Source organism: Photobacterium sp. AWH4_225 (assembly GCF_056158405.1).
On sequence record NZ_JBSWTF010000001.1, the window covers coordinates 2998046 to 3016500 of the forward strand.

The following is an 18455-nucleotide window of genomic DNA, read 5'->3' on the forward strand; positions in this document are numbered from 1 at the left end:
AAAAACGTCAAAAAAGTGACTAAACTAAACATGAACTTAATTGATCTCCCCCTACAATCTGTGAGCGTTATCCAGAATAAATGAAGTTAAATGGGTTTAACTTTATTGTTATATGCCACAGGTATAGTATTCGTGAGTTGTCAAATTTTGATAGGGGTTATTTATGGACAGCAGATTGACCGCTATTGCGTTGGTGTCATTCTTAAGTCTGATTGCGCTAAGAAGAATTGCGATCGCTATCAACCTCATTGATAAGCCATCAGCACGAAAGCAACACCTCGGCAGCATCCCACTTGTGGGAGGCATCGCGATTTTCACGACGATTTCTCTCTTCCTGATTGAAACCCAAGTCGTTGAGCCTCTGGAACCTGTTTTCAGCACACCGCTCTATCTTTTGTGTGCAGGTATGCTGGTACTGACCGGTGCATTGGATGACAGGTTCGATATCAGTGTCAAATCTCGGTTGTTAATCCAACTGATTGTTACCTTGGTGATGTTCAAATTTTGCGATATCCAGCTGGTGACTTTAGGTGAAATTATCGGATGGGGAGAGCTAAGCTTTGGCTCGGTAACCAGTTTTCTTATTACTTTCCTGGCCGTCGCCGGCGCTATCAATGCCTTTAACATGGTTGATGGTATCGACGGATTGCTAGGTGGCTTGGCAACCATCACATTCTCGTCAATGGCATACCTGTTCTACTTCAATGGCGACATTGCGCTTTATCAATTCTGCCTGCTGATAGTCTTTGCCATCCTTCCTTACATCCTCCTAAATCTCGGCTTTCCATTTGGAACTCGTCTGAAGATTTTTATGGGTGATGCGGGAAGTATGTTCATCGGTTTTACCGTTGTATGGCTATTACTGTCCGGAAGCCAATCTATAGAAAGCAGCTTTCGCCCCGTAACAGCACTTTGGCTAATTGCCCTACCTTTAATGGACATGGCCGCAATTATGATCCGCAGGGTAAGGAAAGGCCAATCACCTTTCAAACCCGATCGCGAGCACCTGCACCACATCTGCCAGCGAATCGGGCTTAGTTCAAAAATGACCTTATTAACCATCTGCTGTATTGCTATAGCCTTGGCCTCCATCGGTATTGTTGGTGAAGAATACAACATCAGTGAAAGTATCATGTTTGTCGGTTTTATCCTGATGTTCGCCTGTTACTATGCTGCTATCTGCCACATTTGGCGTATTACGACTTTTATTCGAAAGCTCAACAACTTACTTACAAGCACAAAAAATACGCCTCCCGTCTCTGATGGCGATCATCAGTAAATGAAATGAAACGCAAAATTGTGATGGGTTTGCCATCTATCCATCACAACTTTGCAATAAAAAGACACCATCTCACTGGCTAACGGCGCTAATCCTTCTATACTTTGAATAACACCTTTAAAAGCAAGATGTTACAAAAGCAAAGAAGGAGGCGCTATGATTCAACCTGCAATCACCCCACCCCGCCATTTTATGCTTGCACATAGCACTATGGATTTGCTTTTTATGATCTTATTTAAAGTAAGTTTGTTTATGGATGAGCTGGAAACATTTGACCGGGAAGCCAAAGCGATTCGAAGGGAAGATAGGAAGAATAGCGTGTAATCCTAAATAGCAATTAAGTACACACAACCCTTAAGAATTAATATAGAAGAAAAATTAAACAAAAGGCTGCGAAAGTACTGTGAGAATTTTAGCAGCCTTTTGAGTTTGAAAAACAAGCTTACAACTTCTTCGCCCACGCTTTAACTGACTCATCCATCAGCTCATAGCCAAAGTCGAACGTTTTACAGCTCTGGCGGTAAGGATCGGGAATATCTTTCTGATCAATCCACTGACCGAACAACATAGTTGTACAACTGGCTTCCGGAGCTATATTGGTAACCGCCTCGATATGGCCTTTTTTCATCACAAAATCAAATCGTACTCGAGGCAAAGCTCGCTGGTAAGCTGTTGAGCAACGTGTCCTTCAAAGCTAACACCGAGCTCAAGTGAAGCTTCAACAGCCGTTTTTCTTTATAACAACAGCAACCTGTTCATTATAACGATTGTAGGAGAGGTAATCGTAAGTAAGGTTACGACTATTTAGGAACTTTCTAAATGCTTTAAATTCACCTTGCTCCCAACCGTCATAATTAAAGTATTCATCGAAAACAATTACCGTACCATCAATAATGCGTTTTTCTAACAAGTCAAAAATAGTTTTTGTTGAGCTATAAAGATCGCAGTCAACATGGAGGAATGCAACATTAGAGTCATCATGCTGGGAGATAAATAAAGGCAAAGACTCATTGAACCAACCTTTGTATAAACATACATTGTCGTTTACTTTTGGTAAGCCGTCTATACCAAATGCACCTTTATCAAATCCATCGCGCCAAAACTCAGGCAGACCTTCAAAGCTATCAAAACCATGCACTAGGCTATTAGTTCTCGACGAAATAAAATTGATTGTTTCTCCTTGGAAAACCCCAAACTCTAAGAACAAACCACGATTATCACTAACGTTTTTCAACGCAAATTCTAACAAGTCAAACTTGTTTGAGAATGACACTAAACGTGACATATGCTTCTTAACATAAGCCTGACTTGATTCTCTCGCCGACAAAGACAAAGAGTATTCTAAATCTTTTGACTTTTCCCATAAGGCCTCATGTACAAGCCCTTTTACTCTACCTGCATTAGGCAGACTCGCTACCGTTGAAGACAATTCAGATAACTGACTCGCGATTTTTCGAAATGAATCCTGATCTTGTATCAGTTTTTCATTAAAACTTTCCTCAAGAATTTTCGCAACTCTAATTGCAATTCCATTAGCAAATTTATTATAAATACGTTTTAACACAACACACCTTATTATATTTATCAATGCTAGACATCAAATGCATATTGCTATTATCAATTCACATTACTTATGGTACATATTTGGCATTTAAATTGAAATCGTCTGACATCCCATCAACTAAAGCATCCTTTATTATGGTAACCCCTTTAAAGTTCCCGGTTAACACACAATATCCTGACACTAGTAGAGCTAGAAGATATGGTCTTTTTCTTACAAACCAGTTATTCCCAAATTTTTTATGGATATGGAAAAAGTTTCTATAAACAAAATAACTCTTCCAGTCAGAAGGCTTGAAATTAGGCTCCGCAGGCCTTAGCCGAGTCATCTTAGCATCTGGAATACATTTTATATCAAAGCCATTTCTTAGAGCTTGCAAAGAAAAGTCTAAGTCATCACTAAATATGAAGTATCTCTTATCTGGAATTCCGACCACATCAAAAATTTCTCTTGGAATCAACGGGCCTTCAAATGGAATGTTTTGGACATCAAATGGTGTTTTTGCATCCTTAAATGAAGTATTCATAACCGAGTTGCGCTTGTGATTCAGAATAAAGATGCTATCAAGGTCTATTTCTGTTGAAGAAGCTTCAGCATTAATGCCATTTTGATCGTAACGCATCGGTTGAAGAACCGTCTTATTATCAATATAAGGCGCCAACGATTCCAGGCAATCTTCAGCAAAAGTGACATCATCGTCAGCTAACCAAAGATGAGTAAAAGACTCTGGATGCTCCAACGCTTTTTCACAGCCAAAAGCAAAGCCACCAGCACCACCTAAATTAGCTTGAGTATTATAGTAAATAACCTCATCACTTGTCGTTTGATCAAACTCTCTTACAACATCTTGCGTGTTATCGGAGCTATCATTATCAATAACAAAATACGTCAAAGGTCCTTGTTTTTTCAAGGAATCGAGGTTTTGCTTAAGCATCTCACTGCGGTTAAAAGTCACGAGGACAACTGCAATTTTAGTTTTCTTCATCAAATAATTTAGGGGCCATCTCAAGCCCCTTCTCGCTTAATATACGTCTAAACAACGTTTACAAAGAAACTTGGGATTTCTTTGGAGTTTTTAATTAACTGAAGTGATTCATTCGCTACGTTCATCGCTTCTCGAATAGTCACATCCATATCTAAATAACGATAAGTGCCAAGTCGACCGACAAACGTTACTTTATTTTGCTGGCTAGCAAGGTCCACATAACGCTCTAACTGTTCGACCCCTGCTCCTCCGGCAAATCTAATAGGGTAGTATGGGATGTCATTCTCTTCAGCTAAGCGGCTGTACTCTTTATAAATAATTGTCTTTTCGTGAGATTCCCATGGAGAAAAGTACTTGTGTTCTGTGATTCGAGTATAGGGTACTTCAACATCCCCATAATTCATCACTGCAGTTCCCTGGTAGTCACCAGTATGTCTTTCTTCTTTGAAGTCTAGAGTTCGGTAACCTAGACGCCCAAATTCGTAGTCGAAAAACGCATCAATCGGCCCCGAGTAATAAACATGTTCAAACTCATCAGCCATTGACGCTTCAAAAGAAACACCTAAACGAAGCTCAATATTTTCGTGCTCTAAGATTTTTTCAACAATTTCAGTATAACCATTAACTGGCATACCTTGATATTTATGGTTAAAATAGTTGTCATCATAATTAAAACGCACTGGTAGTCGTTTCAATATACTAGCAGGCAAAGTAGAAGGCTCTACACCCCACTGTTTCTGCGTATAGCCCTTGAAAAAAGCTTCATAAAAGTCTTTTCCAACAAAACGCATAGCCTGCTCTTCAAAGGTCTTAGGATCAGTAATCGAGGTATCGGCTTGAGATTCTAGAAACACTTTTGCTTCTTCTGGATTCAGCGTCTTACCAAAATACTGATTAATTGTATGAAGATTAATAGGCAATGAATAAACCGCACCTTGACTCGTAGTCTTGACGCGATTGATGTAAGGTTTGAATTCTACCCACTTATTAACATAGTTCCACACCTCTTCGTCATCAGTGTGAAAAATATGTGGCCCATAAGTATGAACCATAACATTGGTTTCTTGATCACGAGTAGAGTGGCAGTTACCAGCAACATGTTCTCGAGAGTCGATCACCATTACTTTCAATCCGGCTTCTGCAAAAGCACGAGCAATCACGGCACAAGAAAAGCCAGCGCCAACAAATAAATATTTATTTTCCTTGGAAGCCATGCATCCACCCTTTGATAATTGACTTAAACATGTTTTTACTGAACTCAAACTTTAACCCTTGCACGCTTACTCTGATCTGTGAAAGCATAAAAATAAAGTTTGAAAGCCTATCACCCGCTCCTACTTGATTAAAGTGAGCGATATCTCTTTTTACTTTAAAGTTATTCCTCAAAGTATAATAAACCCTAAACGGGTTCATATTTCCATAGCCATAAATTTTCTTTCTGAAAATTGCTGACTTAACATAAAGCACATTAGTAAAGTATGATGCTTTAATACCATATACCGTATCATCTTGATAAATGAAGTAATCTGGATCAGGTAAACCTATCTTATCTATCAGTGTTCGACTAACCAACATCCCTTCAAAGCAGGCAACATTCACACAACACCATTCTCTGCCATTTTCAAACGCTCTGTTTTTAAGATCAAACAATCTTGCAGTAAATGGGTCGTAAAACTGCTCCCAATATTGAGTTTCACCATTTTCAGTAAAAATCTTAGTCGCATTTATACATTCAGAGATATCAGTATAAGACAATTGGATTTCAAGCGTTTTTGGATCAGGCTCAATATCATCATCCATGGTCCAAATCCAGTCGGCACCTCTCTCTAGAGCAACCTTCATTCCATGATAAAAGCCGCCAGCTCCACCTGTGTTTTCCGCTAATTCACAGTAATGAATGAGCTCGTTGTCAAGATAACCACTCTCTTTTAGTAATTCACTTGTACCATCTGTAGAAGCATTGTTTACTAGAATAATCTCATCAACAGGACGAGACTGTTTTAGTAATCCCTCTAGACAATCTAGTAACATTTCTTTTCGATTAAATGTCACTACAACAGCAGAAACTTTCATTATTTTCTGAACAACCTTTTAACTGGAGATAAGAATTTTGAGCCAATCAGTTTATTTACAATTCTGGCAATCACCCAGGTATTAGCTGTAATGTCATGGGTAGCTTCACCAAGAGAAAGCAAATGAGAAATTGAAATGTTACCTTTTTCAATATCCTCACGAATGTGTTTGTTAATTATAAGTGAACGGTAGAATCGGTGTTTGTCCTTCCCTTGAGTTACCGTATTTCCATAGTTCCCAGTTTGATTTGTTCTAATATGATAGTTTGCCAGCTCTTCTTGCACGACCAAGATATCAAATTTAGTAAGGAAACGAATATTGAAGTCCCAATCACCACACACAGGCAGCGACTCGTCATAGTAGCCTACGGTTTCAAAAACATTTCTTTCATATAGAAAAGATATCGGCATAAACTTGTTAATCTCACAAGTTTTTTGAAGAGATATCGATGCTAAATGTGGGTCAAATGGTTGAGAGTGACCGAATGTAATATTTTGCTCAGTTACTTCTTCAAAGATCTGCGTCGTATGAGTAACAACGCCTTTAACACTTGGAATTGTGCATTCTTCAAGCGCCTTAACAGATACCTCTAGAAATCTTGGATCCAAACTATCATCATCATCATGAATCAATACGTGTTTTGATTCGCATGACTTCAAACCAACGTTTGACGCCGCTTCCATACCAAGAGACTTAGGGTTGTGAATTACGTTTACTCGTCCTTTATATTGATCTTTATATTTCTCGACAAGTTTATCTACGCAAGTCTGCTCACCACCATCGTTAACTATTACATGCAACCAATCATTATGTGTTTGTTTTAAAACACTTTCCATCGCTCTTTCAAGAGTAATTGGACGATCCTTGGTCCTTGTGATAATAGCGACTGTCATTTCTTTTTTCCTTTAACTAAATATTCCGATGATTCTTAGGAACCAATAAATACTTTATTTAACTTAATAACTTGCGCTTTATTCTACCAGCTAGTCGTCTAACCTTAATATAAATAGACGGTTCTGGAGCATTAAGTGCTGTCCACTCTTTCAACTTTTTATTGTAGAAAGACTCACAAGGCTTTTGGAGGTGAGCCTGATACATGATCTTCTCGGCAGTGATAGTATCGCCGATTTTCTCAAACGATAACGCGACCTCTCTTAAAATAACAGCCGATTCATAGCTCTCCATTCCGTTAATTAAAGTACGAAAAGCTGACAGCTGCTCTAATGACTCATCTAATGAAGGCAACTCCACAGGCTTAATAGCTGCTTTATCATCAGCGTTAATTTTATCAGCTAGAGCGTTAAAGACTCTTTCCCAGCAAACACTATAACTTGTATATATACTTGCTTTCCCATCAGTGGGAATATCTTTCACTCCCTGCTCAGGAGTGTTAAGAATAGTTGTTTGTGTGTCAGATTCTACAAAAAAAGAATTAATATGATAATTGGAATGCAATACTCCCTTCAGACCACAGATAAACATAGGTATAAAACAACCAGTACCCGCATCACTAATATGATAATCACATTCAAGTGCAAACTTGAGCTTATCTTTGTATGTTTTGGATACTAAGCTAACAACATTAATATTTTCTTTATAAGGATCCGACTCAAAGTTAGCTTTAATTTTCCCTGCGACTACATCATCATCAGCATTAACAGCATTATCGCCTTCCCAGTTTGTCCAACCGTCTAATAGTACATTAATTCTTGGGAAGTATTTATTTAGCTCTTTTACGATTAAACTAATGCCATCTATCTGTTCGATCCAACTTCGTCTTTGACCAGTAATGCTAAACCAAATATTTAAATCACTATTAGGTAGCATAACACGATGATCTTGGCTAACATCAGTCAAAAGTATTTGTTTGAGCTTATTTAGTTTTTCTTCATCTTTTCCGATAAAATTTTTGTACCATGCTGTCAACGTTGGATATAGATAGAACTTGCTGTCATCAGCAATATTTAGCTCATTTCCAACAGTCCAAAAATTCTTCTTATTATAGTTTAAAGATATTCCTGGAACTTTTTCTTGTATTTCAGGTATATTTTTAAGCTGATCAAAGAAATAATGGAAAGGACGAGACTGGGATAACAATAAGCCGCCAAATTCTAAAGGTCTTTTTTGCTTCACTTTAAAATCTAAGCTGCCAACTGTGTCAAGAATCATTTGCTGGTTGATATTACCATGGAGGGAAAAATATCCATCTTTGGTTGCAATAACATCGGCAAAGCAGTGAAACTGAAGTAAATACCATATATTGTCATTCTTCTCAGAATAAAAACTAAGAATATTCGACATATGAAATGTGTGGCTTCCAACACAGTATGATACTTCATCAAATAGCGGGTCTTTTAACTTCCACGTGCGTTCTTCGCTGATACTCTTTATGTAATCTACAATCTTAGAGTCTTCTTGGCTCTTAGTATATTTCGACAGCCGTAGCAATGATTTATCAAGATCATAATCAGCACGCTTAAGTTGTTTCATTAAACTTCCCAATTTAGTTTACCCTAAGGTATTAGAAGCAGAACTATTTTGTCGAGCACGCTCTATCTCCCAAACTATGTGGGATATTCTTTGTTCTACTTGCTTGTTTTTACAGTTACTGGACGCATCAAGAACATCTTGTACGACAGAACGATAATGTTCCGATAATCTATCAAGTTCAAAAGGAATTACGGAACTAGTTAAACCATCAGCGGAGTAACCAGACTGTTGACTGTGATTTAAGGTAAAAGTATGTGTATCTACCACAAATTGACTTACCTTAAGGTTTAAATTGAGTCCCCAATCAATTGAAATATTTTGTCTGATAGTACCTTGTTGTTCATGAGAGTATGTTAGAACAGCTTTAAATGTTTGCTCAGAGTCCACTAAAACGTCAATATTGCTAACTTTTAGGTCTTGTTCAAATACATTTACAAACACGCTAACAACGTTATAAATACTATCCCAAAAAGGCCCGCCTAGATGAGATTTTGAACAGCCATACGGGTCTGAGAACAAATGCGATACTTCGACATTTGCAGCATTATGTATTTGACCTCTAGGTGCAAGTGAAAGCTCTTTGCCAAAATAGGCATGAAAAGAAAAATAGACATCGCTACTTTCAGCTATTGAAACAATCTTCTGATAATCGGCTTCGGTCGTAGCAATGGGTTTCTCTACAATTGTTTTCTTACACGCACTATGAATGGAATTCAAAACTTCATAATGGCTAGCAGGTGGCGTCGCAACGATCCCTACATCAAAGGCTTCTTCACTAAACGATTTCAGGCTAGTTATGATATTGCAATCAACACCTTCAACCGCGCTACTGTTGGAGTCATAAACCGTTATTTCTGCAACCGGGCAACAGTTTTTAACCGCTGCATAGTAAGCTTTACCAGCGTGTCCAAAGCCACAGATTAAAACTTTCATTTGCTATCCTATGTGATGGGGGCAGGGTTAAATAGAGTTAGGTGATTAAATGTCTTATTCACCTCAGAGAGGGTATCTTCTCCGCTTGCTACGCGAATAATGTGCTCTAACAATTCTTCAGATAACTCATCTAGATCACAGTCTGAAGATAGTAATTTCCCAGCATCGAAGTCGATGATCTGATCCCACTTTCCATATAGCTTACTATTGCTCGAAATTTTAAGGGTAGGTAGAGCCCTCAAGGCGTAAGGCGTGCCACGGCCTGTGGTAAACAGCTGAAGGTTTGCACCCGCAGCCAAATACAACGTACCGCAAACAAAGTCTGACGAAGGACCTGCCAAAAAGTTAAGGCCCTTCTTGAAATAAGCTTGTCCGGGGAATAGTACATCAACAATATCTGCACTACCTGACTTCATTATTGAGCCTAAGGATTTCTCGCGGATATTCGAAAGCCCACCAGCCTTATTACCAGGAGTCGTGTTCGCAGATGTATCTACACCACCTTTTCTGAGATACTCTTCATACCAATTTATACCGGTAATTAGCTTGTCAAACGTCGCCTGGTTTTGACAGCGATCTGCCAAAAATTCAACAGCATCTCTAACTTCTGTAAGCTCAGAGAATAAGGCAGTACCTCCGACAGAAGTAACTTTATCGGCAATCTTTCCAACCAAAGGGTTTGCAGTTAAACCAGAAAATGCATCACTTCCTCCGCATTGAGTGGCGATAACCAGATCTTCCAATGGACAAGGAGTTCGTGTTCTCTGATTCAATACCTCTAACTTACTCACCAATACTGCGACCAAGTCTTGGATAATTTGCTGATAGTTATTTATATCCTGCAGCTTAATATAAGTAGCGTTTTCAAGGGCAAGTCTATCCTGAGTGAGCTTTTCACAACCTAGCCCAACCACAACTCGACAACCACCAAAGTTAGGGTTTCTAGAGATGTTTCTTACTGTGCGAATCGGAATTTCTGCATCGTCTGCATCGATAGCCACACCGCAACCATACGCATGAGTAAGGGGTACGATGCCATCAACATTAGCAAACCTAGGTAAGTGTTCTTTCTCGACAATCTCACAAGCTCGCTCAACAACACCTGCCACACACTGGACCGTTGTCGTTACGGCTAGCAAATTTCGAGTACCAACACTACCATCTTGATTCCTGTACCCCATAAACGTACGTGAATCTTTAGACGGAGACAATATCGAAGGCTTTCGATTGTATGGCAGTTTGTCTAAAGCAAACTGCGCAAACTGAATCGTGTTAGTTTCATTGACCAAAGAGCCTGCTGGGATATCAAACAAGGCATCAGAAATATGACATCCGCTTTTTATAATCGGTTGACCCGCTTTGATATCCAAGATGGCAACCTTGTTACCAAAGTCGACAGAATCTCTTGCCAGCAAACTGCTCAAAATCAAGTCACCCTTAGCAAGTCCCTCAGGTGATTTGACTACAGCGATATTGTCTTGCGAGTTGAGTATTAATACCTTCATATTATTTATTCATCGAGTGTTTAATATCGATCACAGAATAATTATTAAGCGGGTCGATGATTTCTCGAAGAGCATAAGCTTTCGCAAACAATAGCTTGTTTGGTTGTAACTGAACAATCGACTCAAGGTTTTCCGGTTCGAAGTAACTCGTCCAACCGCTCTCGGCCAAAATATGTGTAGTTTCATCTTCTTGACTAGAAGAAGCCACGAACGTTTCCTCACCCGCAAACGCCCAATCAGTATCCTGCAACATTAACTGTTCGATACTTTCAACGACAACTTCTTTACTAGGTACTTCTTCTCGGATGTCAAAGTAACCTACAAAATCATAAAAATGATTTTCTTCACACATTTCCAAATATAGGTTAGACAGATCTTTAAGCAGGCTCTTGGCATACTTGCCCTGCTGGGTAATCCGATTATCTCGAATTTGAAGAGTAGAAATATCTTTCAACTGCTCTCTTAAAGAAGCTGTTGTCGGGAAGCAAATAATCTCCCACCCTTCGAAGGCACGCTCAATTTCCTGATACTTTTCCTTTAAGTTCTCCGCATCAGAGGCACCATATCGCTCAGATACAAGAATAAACAACGCTTTTTTCGGCGTCGTGTAGATATCAGGATTACCATAGTACATAGAAATATCAGAATCATTTCTATGGATGATATCCATCATTCCAATGACACCTCTCAAACGCGAAAGGCTTCCCGTTTGATGTATACCATGGTCATGATAAACCACCGCATTTGACTTGTAATAAATCTTGTTTCCAAGATTTATCTGAGTCTGTCCCCAAGATCTATCTTCGATATTGGTCAGCTTCTCATCGAATGGGTAGGCTAAAAGATCCTTCGTGCGGTAAGCCGCATTCGCATTATGGATGAAAGGATCATTCTTCTGTACAACATCATCAAGACCAAAGGTTAGCCACAAGTCTCGCTTATCATTAGGATTTGAGGTCAATAGTGGTATTTGACGACCATATACTGCACATAGCTCTGGGTCTGAAAGCGGCTTGATAAGGTTTTCTAACCAATTCTCGTCAGCAGGCACACAATGCGCACTGATACACACACAATAGTCTCCAGTAGCAGCTCTAATACCTAGGTTTAGAGACACTGAAGGGTTGTACTTTTCGAGTGTCACAATGGTAATTGCATCGTTAACACTTTTTGCACGCTCAATTGTTGCATCAGTGCTGTTATTGTCTACTAAGACAACTTCAACTTCATACTGCGTCTTTTGTGTAAAAATAGCTCTCAAACAACGCTCAATCCAAAACTCTTCGTTTTTTGTGCGTACAATTACTGAAACCTTGCTCATTACTACTTACCTTGGATTTTGACTTGATCAATTGCTTCAGCCAAGATGAAATCATCCAACTCATCTACGTCGATAGAACGTACCTGAGGCATTGGGTGACAAGCCACATTCCCATAAATGCGGCATTTACTTTCGACTAAGTTCTTGCTGTAGAAAAAGTAAACTGCTTTGTTTTCTTTATACTGATTCCAGTTCTCTGTTTGTCGAGCTGCACGATTCTTTGGGTCGTAATTTGTTGGCTCGAAAAAGTCGCCAGTACGTTGCCACAAGTAATCACTGGTTTCACACAAAGAAAGCGCAGTATCAACAGAAGGCAGCTTAAACTGCTGATAAGTACCTGTAATATCTTCAGGTAAACGTAGCGGAGCCGTGCAATACAGCAGAGCCATTTCACAATCTTCTAAGCCCGGATAAACTTCTTTGTAATTTTCAATCGTCCAGATCATCAACGGATCAATTTCAGCGGTATCACTTCCCATATCCTTAGGGCGAAGGATAACTTCAACATCGTCTTGACTTGCGACGTTTGCAATTTCTTCATCGTCAGTATTCACAATAATCAAATCGAAAATACCACTTTCCTTTGCAACACGAATAGTGCGCGATATCAAAGGTTCACCATTAAAAACCTTAATATTTTTTCTTGGTAAACCTTTAGACCCACCTCTTGCTGGAATAAACGCCACTTTTTTCATTGTCAAATCCCTCACCCTTAAAGTTTCATATCGATATGAGTATCTTGCTGATTTACTAGCATTTACAATTACTTATAAAAGTATTAGCTTTTAATCATTAATCTTCGAAAATAGTTTCTTTCAAATTATTAGAAAGATCAATCGCCCTATTACAAATTCTTTTGACTTGTTTTTCGCTATGTGAAACGAACAACACCGTTTGCTCGCTTCCTCCTATTTTTTCCAGCATTGCTTTTTCTGCTTTTGCTTTAAAATTCTTGTCACCAACAGAAAGCACTTCATCGATCATAAGTAAGTCAACATGAGTAATGATCCCAGCTGAAAATCCTAGTTTGGATCTCATACCCGATGAGTAGGTTCTCACCGGTTGTTCAAAAAACTCGCCCAGTTGGCAAAAATCTTTAACTTCTTCAGCCGCTTCAATTGCTTCATCTTTTGAGTAGCCATTGAACATCGAGCTCAATATTACATTGTCACGCCCAGTCAATTCGCCATTGAAACCTAAACCAAGAGATAGCAACGATCGAGTTGTTCCTTCCGGCGTCCAAATTCGCCCCGAATCAGGCGCAAAAACTCCCGCAACAACTCTTAGTAACGTTGACTTACCAGCGCCATTACCACCTGTAATACCAACGACCTCACCTCGTTTTACCGTAAATGACACATTATCGAGTGCTTTATGACGAAAGGTCTTAAATATCTTGGTTCGAGTTTTATACTCCAAGCTAACATTTTCAACTTTTAGAATAATATCACTCATGAAAATAATACTCTTGTTAGTTGGTTGTTATAACGCTGAATTATCCATAAACTGATACAGAGCATAAGAACCGAGAAAATAAATGCTGGAATGTAAGATAATAAGTCAATATTATTGTGCCAAATTAATATTTCTCTAAACCCATTCAATATGGCAGCAAGAGGATTAAACTCGAAAATCATCTCTCTGACAGCAGGATCTTGTATTTTATTAATATCCCAGAACACACCTGACCCAAACATCAATCCCATCATTCCTAAGTTAATTAAATTTGCAAAGTCTCGTGCAAAAGTAACTAATATCGAACAGAACAACCCTATCGCACAAATTAAAATGTACGTAATGAGCATTAAAGGCACTAATTGCCAGTAGCCAAACCAGGGTTCATGTCCCATTAACCACAGCATGCCAAAAAGTAATGCAAAAGATATCAGTGATTTATAAAAAGTCTCTTGAATGTTAACCAATGGAAATATCCATTTAGGGATAGAGCGCTGCCCAATAATTCCTCGATTATGTACGATCCCATTTGATGCCGTGATAATACTCTTGGAAAACCATAAATATACAATTTTTCCTACCACCAAAAATAGAAGGTAGTTTTCTCCACCACGCTGTAAAAGGAACTCAAAAACAAAATAGAACAGACTTACAAAAAGCAAGGGTTCCAACACCCACCAAAGATAACTCAAGACTAATTTGTTAGCCTGAGCCTTCATTTTCATCTTGGCTTGCATGTCTATCAATTGAAAGTATTGCAAAGACAACTGTCATTCTCCGCTTGAATATATTTACAAAGTAGGCGCCTTTGCGCTACCTGCTTTGAGCTAAACATGAGATCATTTTCCCACGCTACCGCCCTTGGGATCCCCCAACAGCAGCATTCTAGCAATTTACACGTAATTGTTTCATAAAAAGATCGCAATTAGAAACAAACTTAAACCAATTGGTGATTCGGCAAGCAAGTTCTGACAACCAGTTGACAAAAGTGTCAATAGGCATTCAATCACACAGTGTTTGTATTTTCCACATTGTTACTACACTGGATCTTCCATTCTGCTGGTGAATGATTCTGTAGGAGAGCAAAGCGACTAGTACTGAACCATCTGCTTTTGTTCGTAAACTTAGGTTACTAAAGTACAAGCAAGCTACGTCTTACAGTTCCTTCTGAGCTGGTTATCAAGATGTTAAACAGGCTACTAATCCATATATATCAATAACTTAAATCCTGGAGCGCTAGATACCTTAGCTTTCCTTATAGACGGTTCAACCAGTAGTTTCATTATTACCGTGAGGTAAGGACTATTACACGAATTAATTACACTGATAGCGCTTTAGTCAGGGCGCTTTCGGCGTAATTTATGCCGCTATAGTTATAGCGCTGAATACAAAAGGAGGTTAGTGGAAGCAGGCATAATGGCCGTTTGATAACAAGCCACAAGACAAAGTAAGGCATGACTTTTAACTGCTTTGTACGTTAGAACAGTTGATAGCCTGGGTCAAAATCTGAAAATCTGAAAATCTGAAAATCTGAAAATCTGAAAATCTGAAAATCTGAAAATCTGAAAATCTGAAAATCTGAATATAATGCCACGGGCACATAGCCTGGGCTATCAGCCACCTCACCACACGCCTCTAATATCCGCATAAAATCAATAATTTAAAATCATACCAAATCTCATTGAGACATTTTTAGCGCTCAATGAGACAAACGCTTTTTGTTTTTCTGTGTATAGAAAACTGAGTTCTTGTGTTGATAAAGCTCAACATTTAAAAGCAAAAAAGTGATACTGATTACGTGTTAGTACGCGTAAAACACAAAATTTCTAACTCAAATAACACCATCGATAGAAGGTCGCTGCTCTGCTTTTAGCTAACGCCCTAACGACAGGCGCCTCACCCTTTTCATTGACTCACGGAATACAGTAGACGAAATATGCTCGGGAAACCCCTCCGGTAATTGTTGGCTCACAGCTTCAATAGCCGTGGGCAACTTTTCTATGAAATCATCCAAGATGACATTCATCTTATCCAAAGGGAAGCCTACACTTTTGGCTGTGTCAATAAAGTGACGCGCATAAATCTTATCTAATTGGTATTTTTTGCCTTTTGACGCTTTCAACCCCATTGCTAGTTTAAGCGAACGGACATTTAGTCCCTTTCCTCCGAGGATAGGGTAAGCGGAAAGGATATCGTAAAATGGGGTCAGCCTGTACGTTCCACTAGGCTCGAGAAACAATGAAAAATTCTTCGCATGGCCATCTGTCGCCCCAATGATCCACTGGAACACCTGAAAGCGCATAAACGCCTCCCTGTCAGCCAAGGCATTACTAGAGCCAAGTAGCAGATCCATTATTTCCGCAATACCCGGACCACCATCACTTTCATATTTGATTGCTGACGGTTTACCAAATGCCTGGCACATATCTTCTTGAGGAAGCCTGATCAGCCAAGAGTTATCTTTTCCCCACCGGCGATCAAACCTCTCAATTGCAATGGCTTTCGTGTCCTCACAATGGATAATTTCTGCATGGGGAACCGAAAAACCGAGTTCTTTTGCTAGCAATATACAAAGATATTCATTCTCCACACTATCCGTCATATCCAGTATTGCATTAGGTTGCTTTATTTCTCCAATAGGTAACTTGATAATGTGTGTCGTGGGTGTCGCCCCTTTCGGGATACACCATTGATCACCTTTTTTTAGCAGAGCGGTTTTTTCCTGAACCCCAGCGACAGAAATACGAAAGTCATGATCTTCTCTCAGCATTCCTAAAGGCAAATCAGCTTTATAGGCAGCCAACACCTTACCTAAGTGCTCTGGAGTTAAGACCTCATAATCCAGCTTTCTTGGATTCGGTGTTCCCTCTGTGGCATGAAGAGAAATGGCTCCGACACAGTCTTTTCCCACTTGCTTCAAAAGATCAAAAGCCAACCTAGAGTCAGCCTGATATCTAGCAACAATTCGGTCTCTGACTTCATTGAGGTCGGGTAATAAGTTGTCAAAATAATTAAGAACACAACTCGAGGTATGCGCTTGATACTGCAGAGGCAGTGACAATGAAAGCGGCCTTCCCTTTTTACTTTCTATCCACTCTTTGTCATAAAGGAACTGATGGGCACCATTGGTGAGCTTAGTAAACACCCCAACACGCTCACCATTCATATAAGCGATAAGTTGTTCCATTACCAAGCCTCATCATCATTATCATGGGTCTGAGCTGTTACCGATTCATATATGTCTAGTTTCAACTCTAAGGCCTGTAAAATTTTAAAAAACGTCTTTAATTGAGTTGTCTCAGGATTAGTTTCAAACCCTGATAAAGTCGACTGTTTAAGCCCAACTTTCTTCGCTAACTCGGCTTGTGTCAGCTTATGCTTGGTTCTAATGAGTTTTATATGATTAGCCAACTGGCTTGGACTATAGATCATTTGCTATCTCTTACTATTCGATGATATCCCCTACAAAGGATATCAAACACGTTATCCCTTGTAGGGGATATTTGATTTTATATCCCCTACAAGGGATAAGCAAACAATCCTATCACTGCCAACTAAAACTCCAATATGCTCTCCCTACCTATCAATCTATCGGAGAGGATTACGCACCACCACAGAATAAGCCTTGGTACCCATCACCTTGGCAATCTCTTTGCTATCACGATTCTGCTCTATCCTAACCTTGCCTGCCTCATACAGCCTTTCGTCTTTTGTAAGTCTGTGGCTCTGTGAGTGTTTGCAGAAAGTTATCGATCATCGGTATTAACTATCTCCCATAATTCGAATCATAAACTCATCAAAGAGCGGCACTGTGAAAGCCGTATCACCATGACTTGGCGCCCAGACCATACCTTTTTTTATCAAACTGTTTCGAACTGGAGCGACATCAGACACTTTCTTACTCATTGAGTCAGCTATATCACCAGAGCGGTGAGGACCTGCACCTAGTTTGGCCATTGCATAAAGATATGCTTTTTCATTTGGCGTTAGCCTATCAAATCGAACACGGAAGAAGCTTTCATCCAGTTTCGCAATGGTGGGAGCCATCAACAGTGGCATGACAACTAATGAAGCGATTGGCGCAATAGAGAAACCGAGTGGATGTTTTCCCTATTAGATCATTACCTTATTTGGTAAATCAATAGCTTTAACAAAGTGCGATCCCGCCCTGACCAAAATGTGCACCAGAGACTGGATTAACCTGACCAGTTAATTTTCCAGATTGGTATTACTTTGAGCGACTACATTTGCGATTGCCAAGTTTCACCCTGTCCAAAATGTGGGCAAATGGAAGAGCCTTGGGGGATGCAGGCTCACCGGCCTCGACGATTTCCTTGGGCGTAACCTCAGGCCTTAATGCCGACGGGCAGCACGACCACATTAAAGACTCGGTGATCCCGACCTTCACCCATGCGAACTTTGGCATGGTGTTGTTTGCCTGGGTCGCGGCGTTGGTGCTTTAAGAGGTTTCTGTCTATAACTGGGGCTAGCTTCTAGCCCCACCCTCATCCATAAATATAAAATCCTGCGTTCGTATACCATCTGCACTATTTGATTTTGTAATTTCAATAAGAGTGAAAATAACCTACAAAATAAGAGGCAATATTTAGCTGCCAAATAAAAATAGATTGATTTTTTAAAGACCTAAAACTATAAATCAATAGCAATATTATACCTCCCTCAAGCATTAGGCAGGCTTATAAAAATATAACTAGATATAAATCACCTGATGTCATTTTGTCCTTGCGACTTTATCAATCTACCCATACTCGGTGTCTCCCCATAACCTCTTATGAACCAGTAAAGCTGATTTTGTGTTAGCTAACCACTCCAGAAGCATTTTTGGACTAGCA

18 protein-coding genes and 1 pseudogene are annotated in these 18455 nt (G+C 39.5%); 3 read left to right on the forward strand and 16 right to left on the reverse strand.

The window, feature by feature from the left end:
* Positions 1–163: 163 nt before the first annotated feature.
* Positions 164–1279, forward strand: coding sequence for a UDP-N-acetylglucosamine--undecaprenyl-phosphate N-acetylglucosaminephosphotransferase (gene wecA, locus ACXAD4_RS13905; protein WP_475242206.1), 1116 nt, complete (start codon positions 164–166; stop codon positions 1277–1279).
* 156 nt (positions 1280–1435) lie between these two features.
* Positions 1436–1603 (forward strand): hypothetical protein, encoded by a 168-nt coding sequence (locus ACXAD4_RS13910; RefSeq protein WP_475242207.1) that lies wholly within the window; start codon positions 1436–1438, stop codon positions 1601–1603.
* Positions 1604–1721: 118 nt separating this feature from the next.
* Here the strand turns inward: ACXAD4_RS13910 and ACXAD4_RS13915 are convergent.
* The 16 genes and pseudogenes from ACXAD4_RS13915 to ACXAD4_RS13990 all read right to left on the reverse strand — a co-directional run.
* A pseudogene (locus ACXAD4_RS13915) lies at positions 1722–2005 on the reverse strand (arsenate reductase/protein-tyrosine-phosphatase family protein); the annotation flags it as partial.
* The gene (locus ACXAD4_RS13920) at positions 1998–2564 is read right to left on the reverse strand and encodes a class I SAM-dependent methyltransferase (protein ID WP_475242793.1); all 567 of its coding nucleotides are present in this window, start codon (positions 2562–2564) and stop codon (positions 1998–2000) included. The gene ACXAD4_RS13920 and the pseudogene ACXAD4_RS13915, both read right to left, overlap by 8 nt.
* Positions 2565–2910: 346 nt before the next feature.
* The gene (locus ACXAD4_RS13925) at positions 2911–3825 is read right to left on the reverse strand and encodes a glycosyltransferase (RefSeq protein ID WP_475242209.1); all 915 of its coding nucleotides are present in this window, start codon (positions 3823–3825) and stop codon (positions 2911–2913) included.
* Positions 3826–3872: 47 nt separating this feature from the next.
* Complete coding sequence (glf, locus tag ACXAD4_RS13930; protein ID WP_475242210.1) at positions 3873–5039, reverse strand: UDP-galactopyranose mutase; 1167 nt, start codon at positions 5037–5039, stop codon at positions 3873–3875.
* Entirely contained in the window at positions 5020–5898 is an 879-nt protein-coding gene (locus ACXAD4_RS13935) for a glycosyltransferase family 2 protein (protein WP_475242212.1), read from the reverse strand. The genes glf and ACXAD4_RS13935 overlap by 20 nt, the downstream gene beginning before the upstream one ends.
* Complete coding sequence (locus ACXAD4_RS13940) at positions 5898–6791, reverse strand: glycosyltransferase family 2 protein (RefSeq protein WP_475242213.1); 894 nt, start codon at positions 6789–6791, stop codon at positions 5898–5900. Before ACXAD4_RS13940 ends, ACXAD4_RS13935 begins: the two co-directional genes overlap by 1 nt.
* 58 nt (positions 6792–6849) lie before the next feature.
* Positions 6850–8388, reverse strand: coding sequence for a hypothetical protein (locus ACXAD4_RS13945; protein ID WP_475242215.1), 1539 nt, complete (start codon positions 8386–8388; stop codon positions 6850–6852).
* 18 nt (positions 8389–8406) lie between these two features.
* Positions 8407–9321 carry a Gfo/Idh/MocA family oxidoreductase gene (locus ACXAD4_RS13950; RefSeq protein ID WP_475242216.1) on the reverse strand — a complete coding sequence of 305 codons (915 nt, stop codon included), beginning with the start codon at positions 9319–9321 and terminating at the stop codon, positions 8407–8409.
* Positions 9322–9329: 8 nt separating this feature from the next.
* Positions 9330–10826 carry a UxaA family hydrolase gene (locus ACXAD4_RS13955; RefSeq protein ID WP_475242218.1) on the reverse strand — a complete coding sequence of 499 codons (1497 nt, stop codon included), beginning with the start codon at positions 10824–10826 and terminating at the stop codon, positions 9330–9332.
* Position 10827: 1 nt separating this feature from the next.
* On the reverse strand, positions 10828–12147 hold the full coding sequence (locus tag ACXAD4_RS13960; RefSeq protein WP_475242221.1) for a glycosyltransferase family 2 protein: 1320 nt from the start codon (positions 12145–12147) through the stop codon (positions 10828–10830).
* 2 nt (positions 12148–12149) lie between these two features.
* Positions 12150–12842 (reverse strand): acylneuraminate cytidylyltransferase family protein, encoded by a 693-nt coding sequence (locus tag ACXAD4_RS13965; RefSeq protein WP_475242223.1) that lies wholly within the window; start codon positions 12840–12842, stop codon positions 12150–12152.
* A gap of 97 nt (positions 12843–12939) precedes the next feature.
* The gene (locus ACXAD4_RS13970) at positions 12940–13602 is read right to left on the reverse strand and encodes an ABC transporter ATP-binding protein (RefSeq protein WP_475242225.1); all 663 of its coding nucleotides are present in this window, start codon (positions 13600–13602) and stop codon (positions 12940–12942) included.
* Positions 13599–14327, reverse strand: a complete 729-nt coding sequence (locus ACXAD4_RS13975) for an ABC transporter permease (protein WP_475242226.1) — start codon at positions 14325–14327, stop codon at positions 13599–13601. Before ACXAD4_RS13975 ends, ACXAD4_RS13970 begins: the two co-directional genes overlap by 4 nt.
* Positions 14328–15475: 1148 nt before the next feature.
* Positions 15476–16789 (reverse strand): type II toxin-antitoxin system HipA family toxin, encoded by a 1314-nt coding sequence (locus tag ACXAD4_RS13980; protein WP_475242228.1) that lies wholly within the window; start codon positions 16787–16789, stop codon positions 15476–15478.
* Positions 16789–17034 carry a type II toxin-antitoxin system antitoxin HipB gene (gene hipB / locus ACXAD4_RS13985; RefSeq protein ID WP_475242231.1) on the reverse strand — a complete coding sequence of 82 codons (246 nt, stop codon included), beginning with the start codon at positions 17032–17034 and terminating at the stop codon, positions 16789–16791. Before hipB ends, ACXAD4_RS13980 begins: the two co-directional genes overlap by 1 nt.
* Before the next feature lie 330 nt (positions 17035–17364).
* Positions 17365–17661, reverse strand: coding sequence for a hypothetical protein (locus ACXAD4_RS13990; RefSeq protein ID WP_475242233.1), 297 nt, complete (start codon positions 17659–17661; stop codon positions 17365–17367).
* A gap of 194 nt (positions 17662–17855) precedes the next feature.
* On the opposite strand from ACXAD4_RS13990, the gene ACXAD4_RS13995 reads away from it, so the two are divergent.
* Positions 17856–18065 carry a Na+/H+ antiporter NhaC family protein gene (locus ACXAD4_RS13995; RefSeq protein WP_475242795.1) on the forward strand — a complete coding sequence of 70 codons (210 nt, stop codon included), beginning with the start codon at positions 17856–17858 and terminating at the stop codon, positions 18063–18065.
* The last annotated feature ends 390 nt before the right edge of the window (positions 18066–18455 follow it).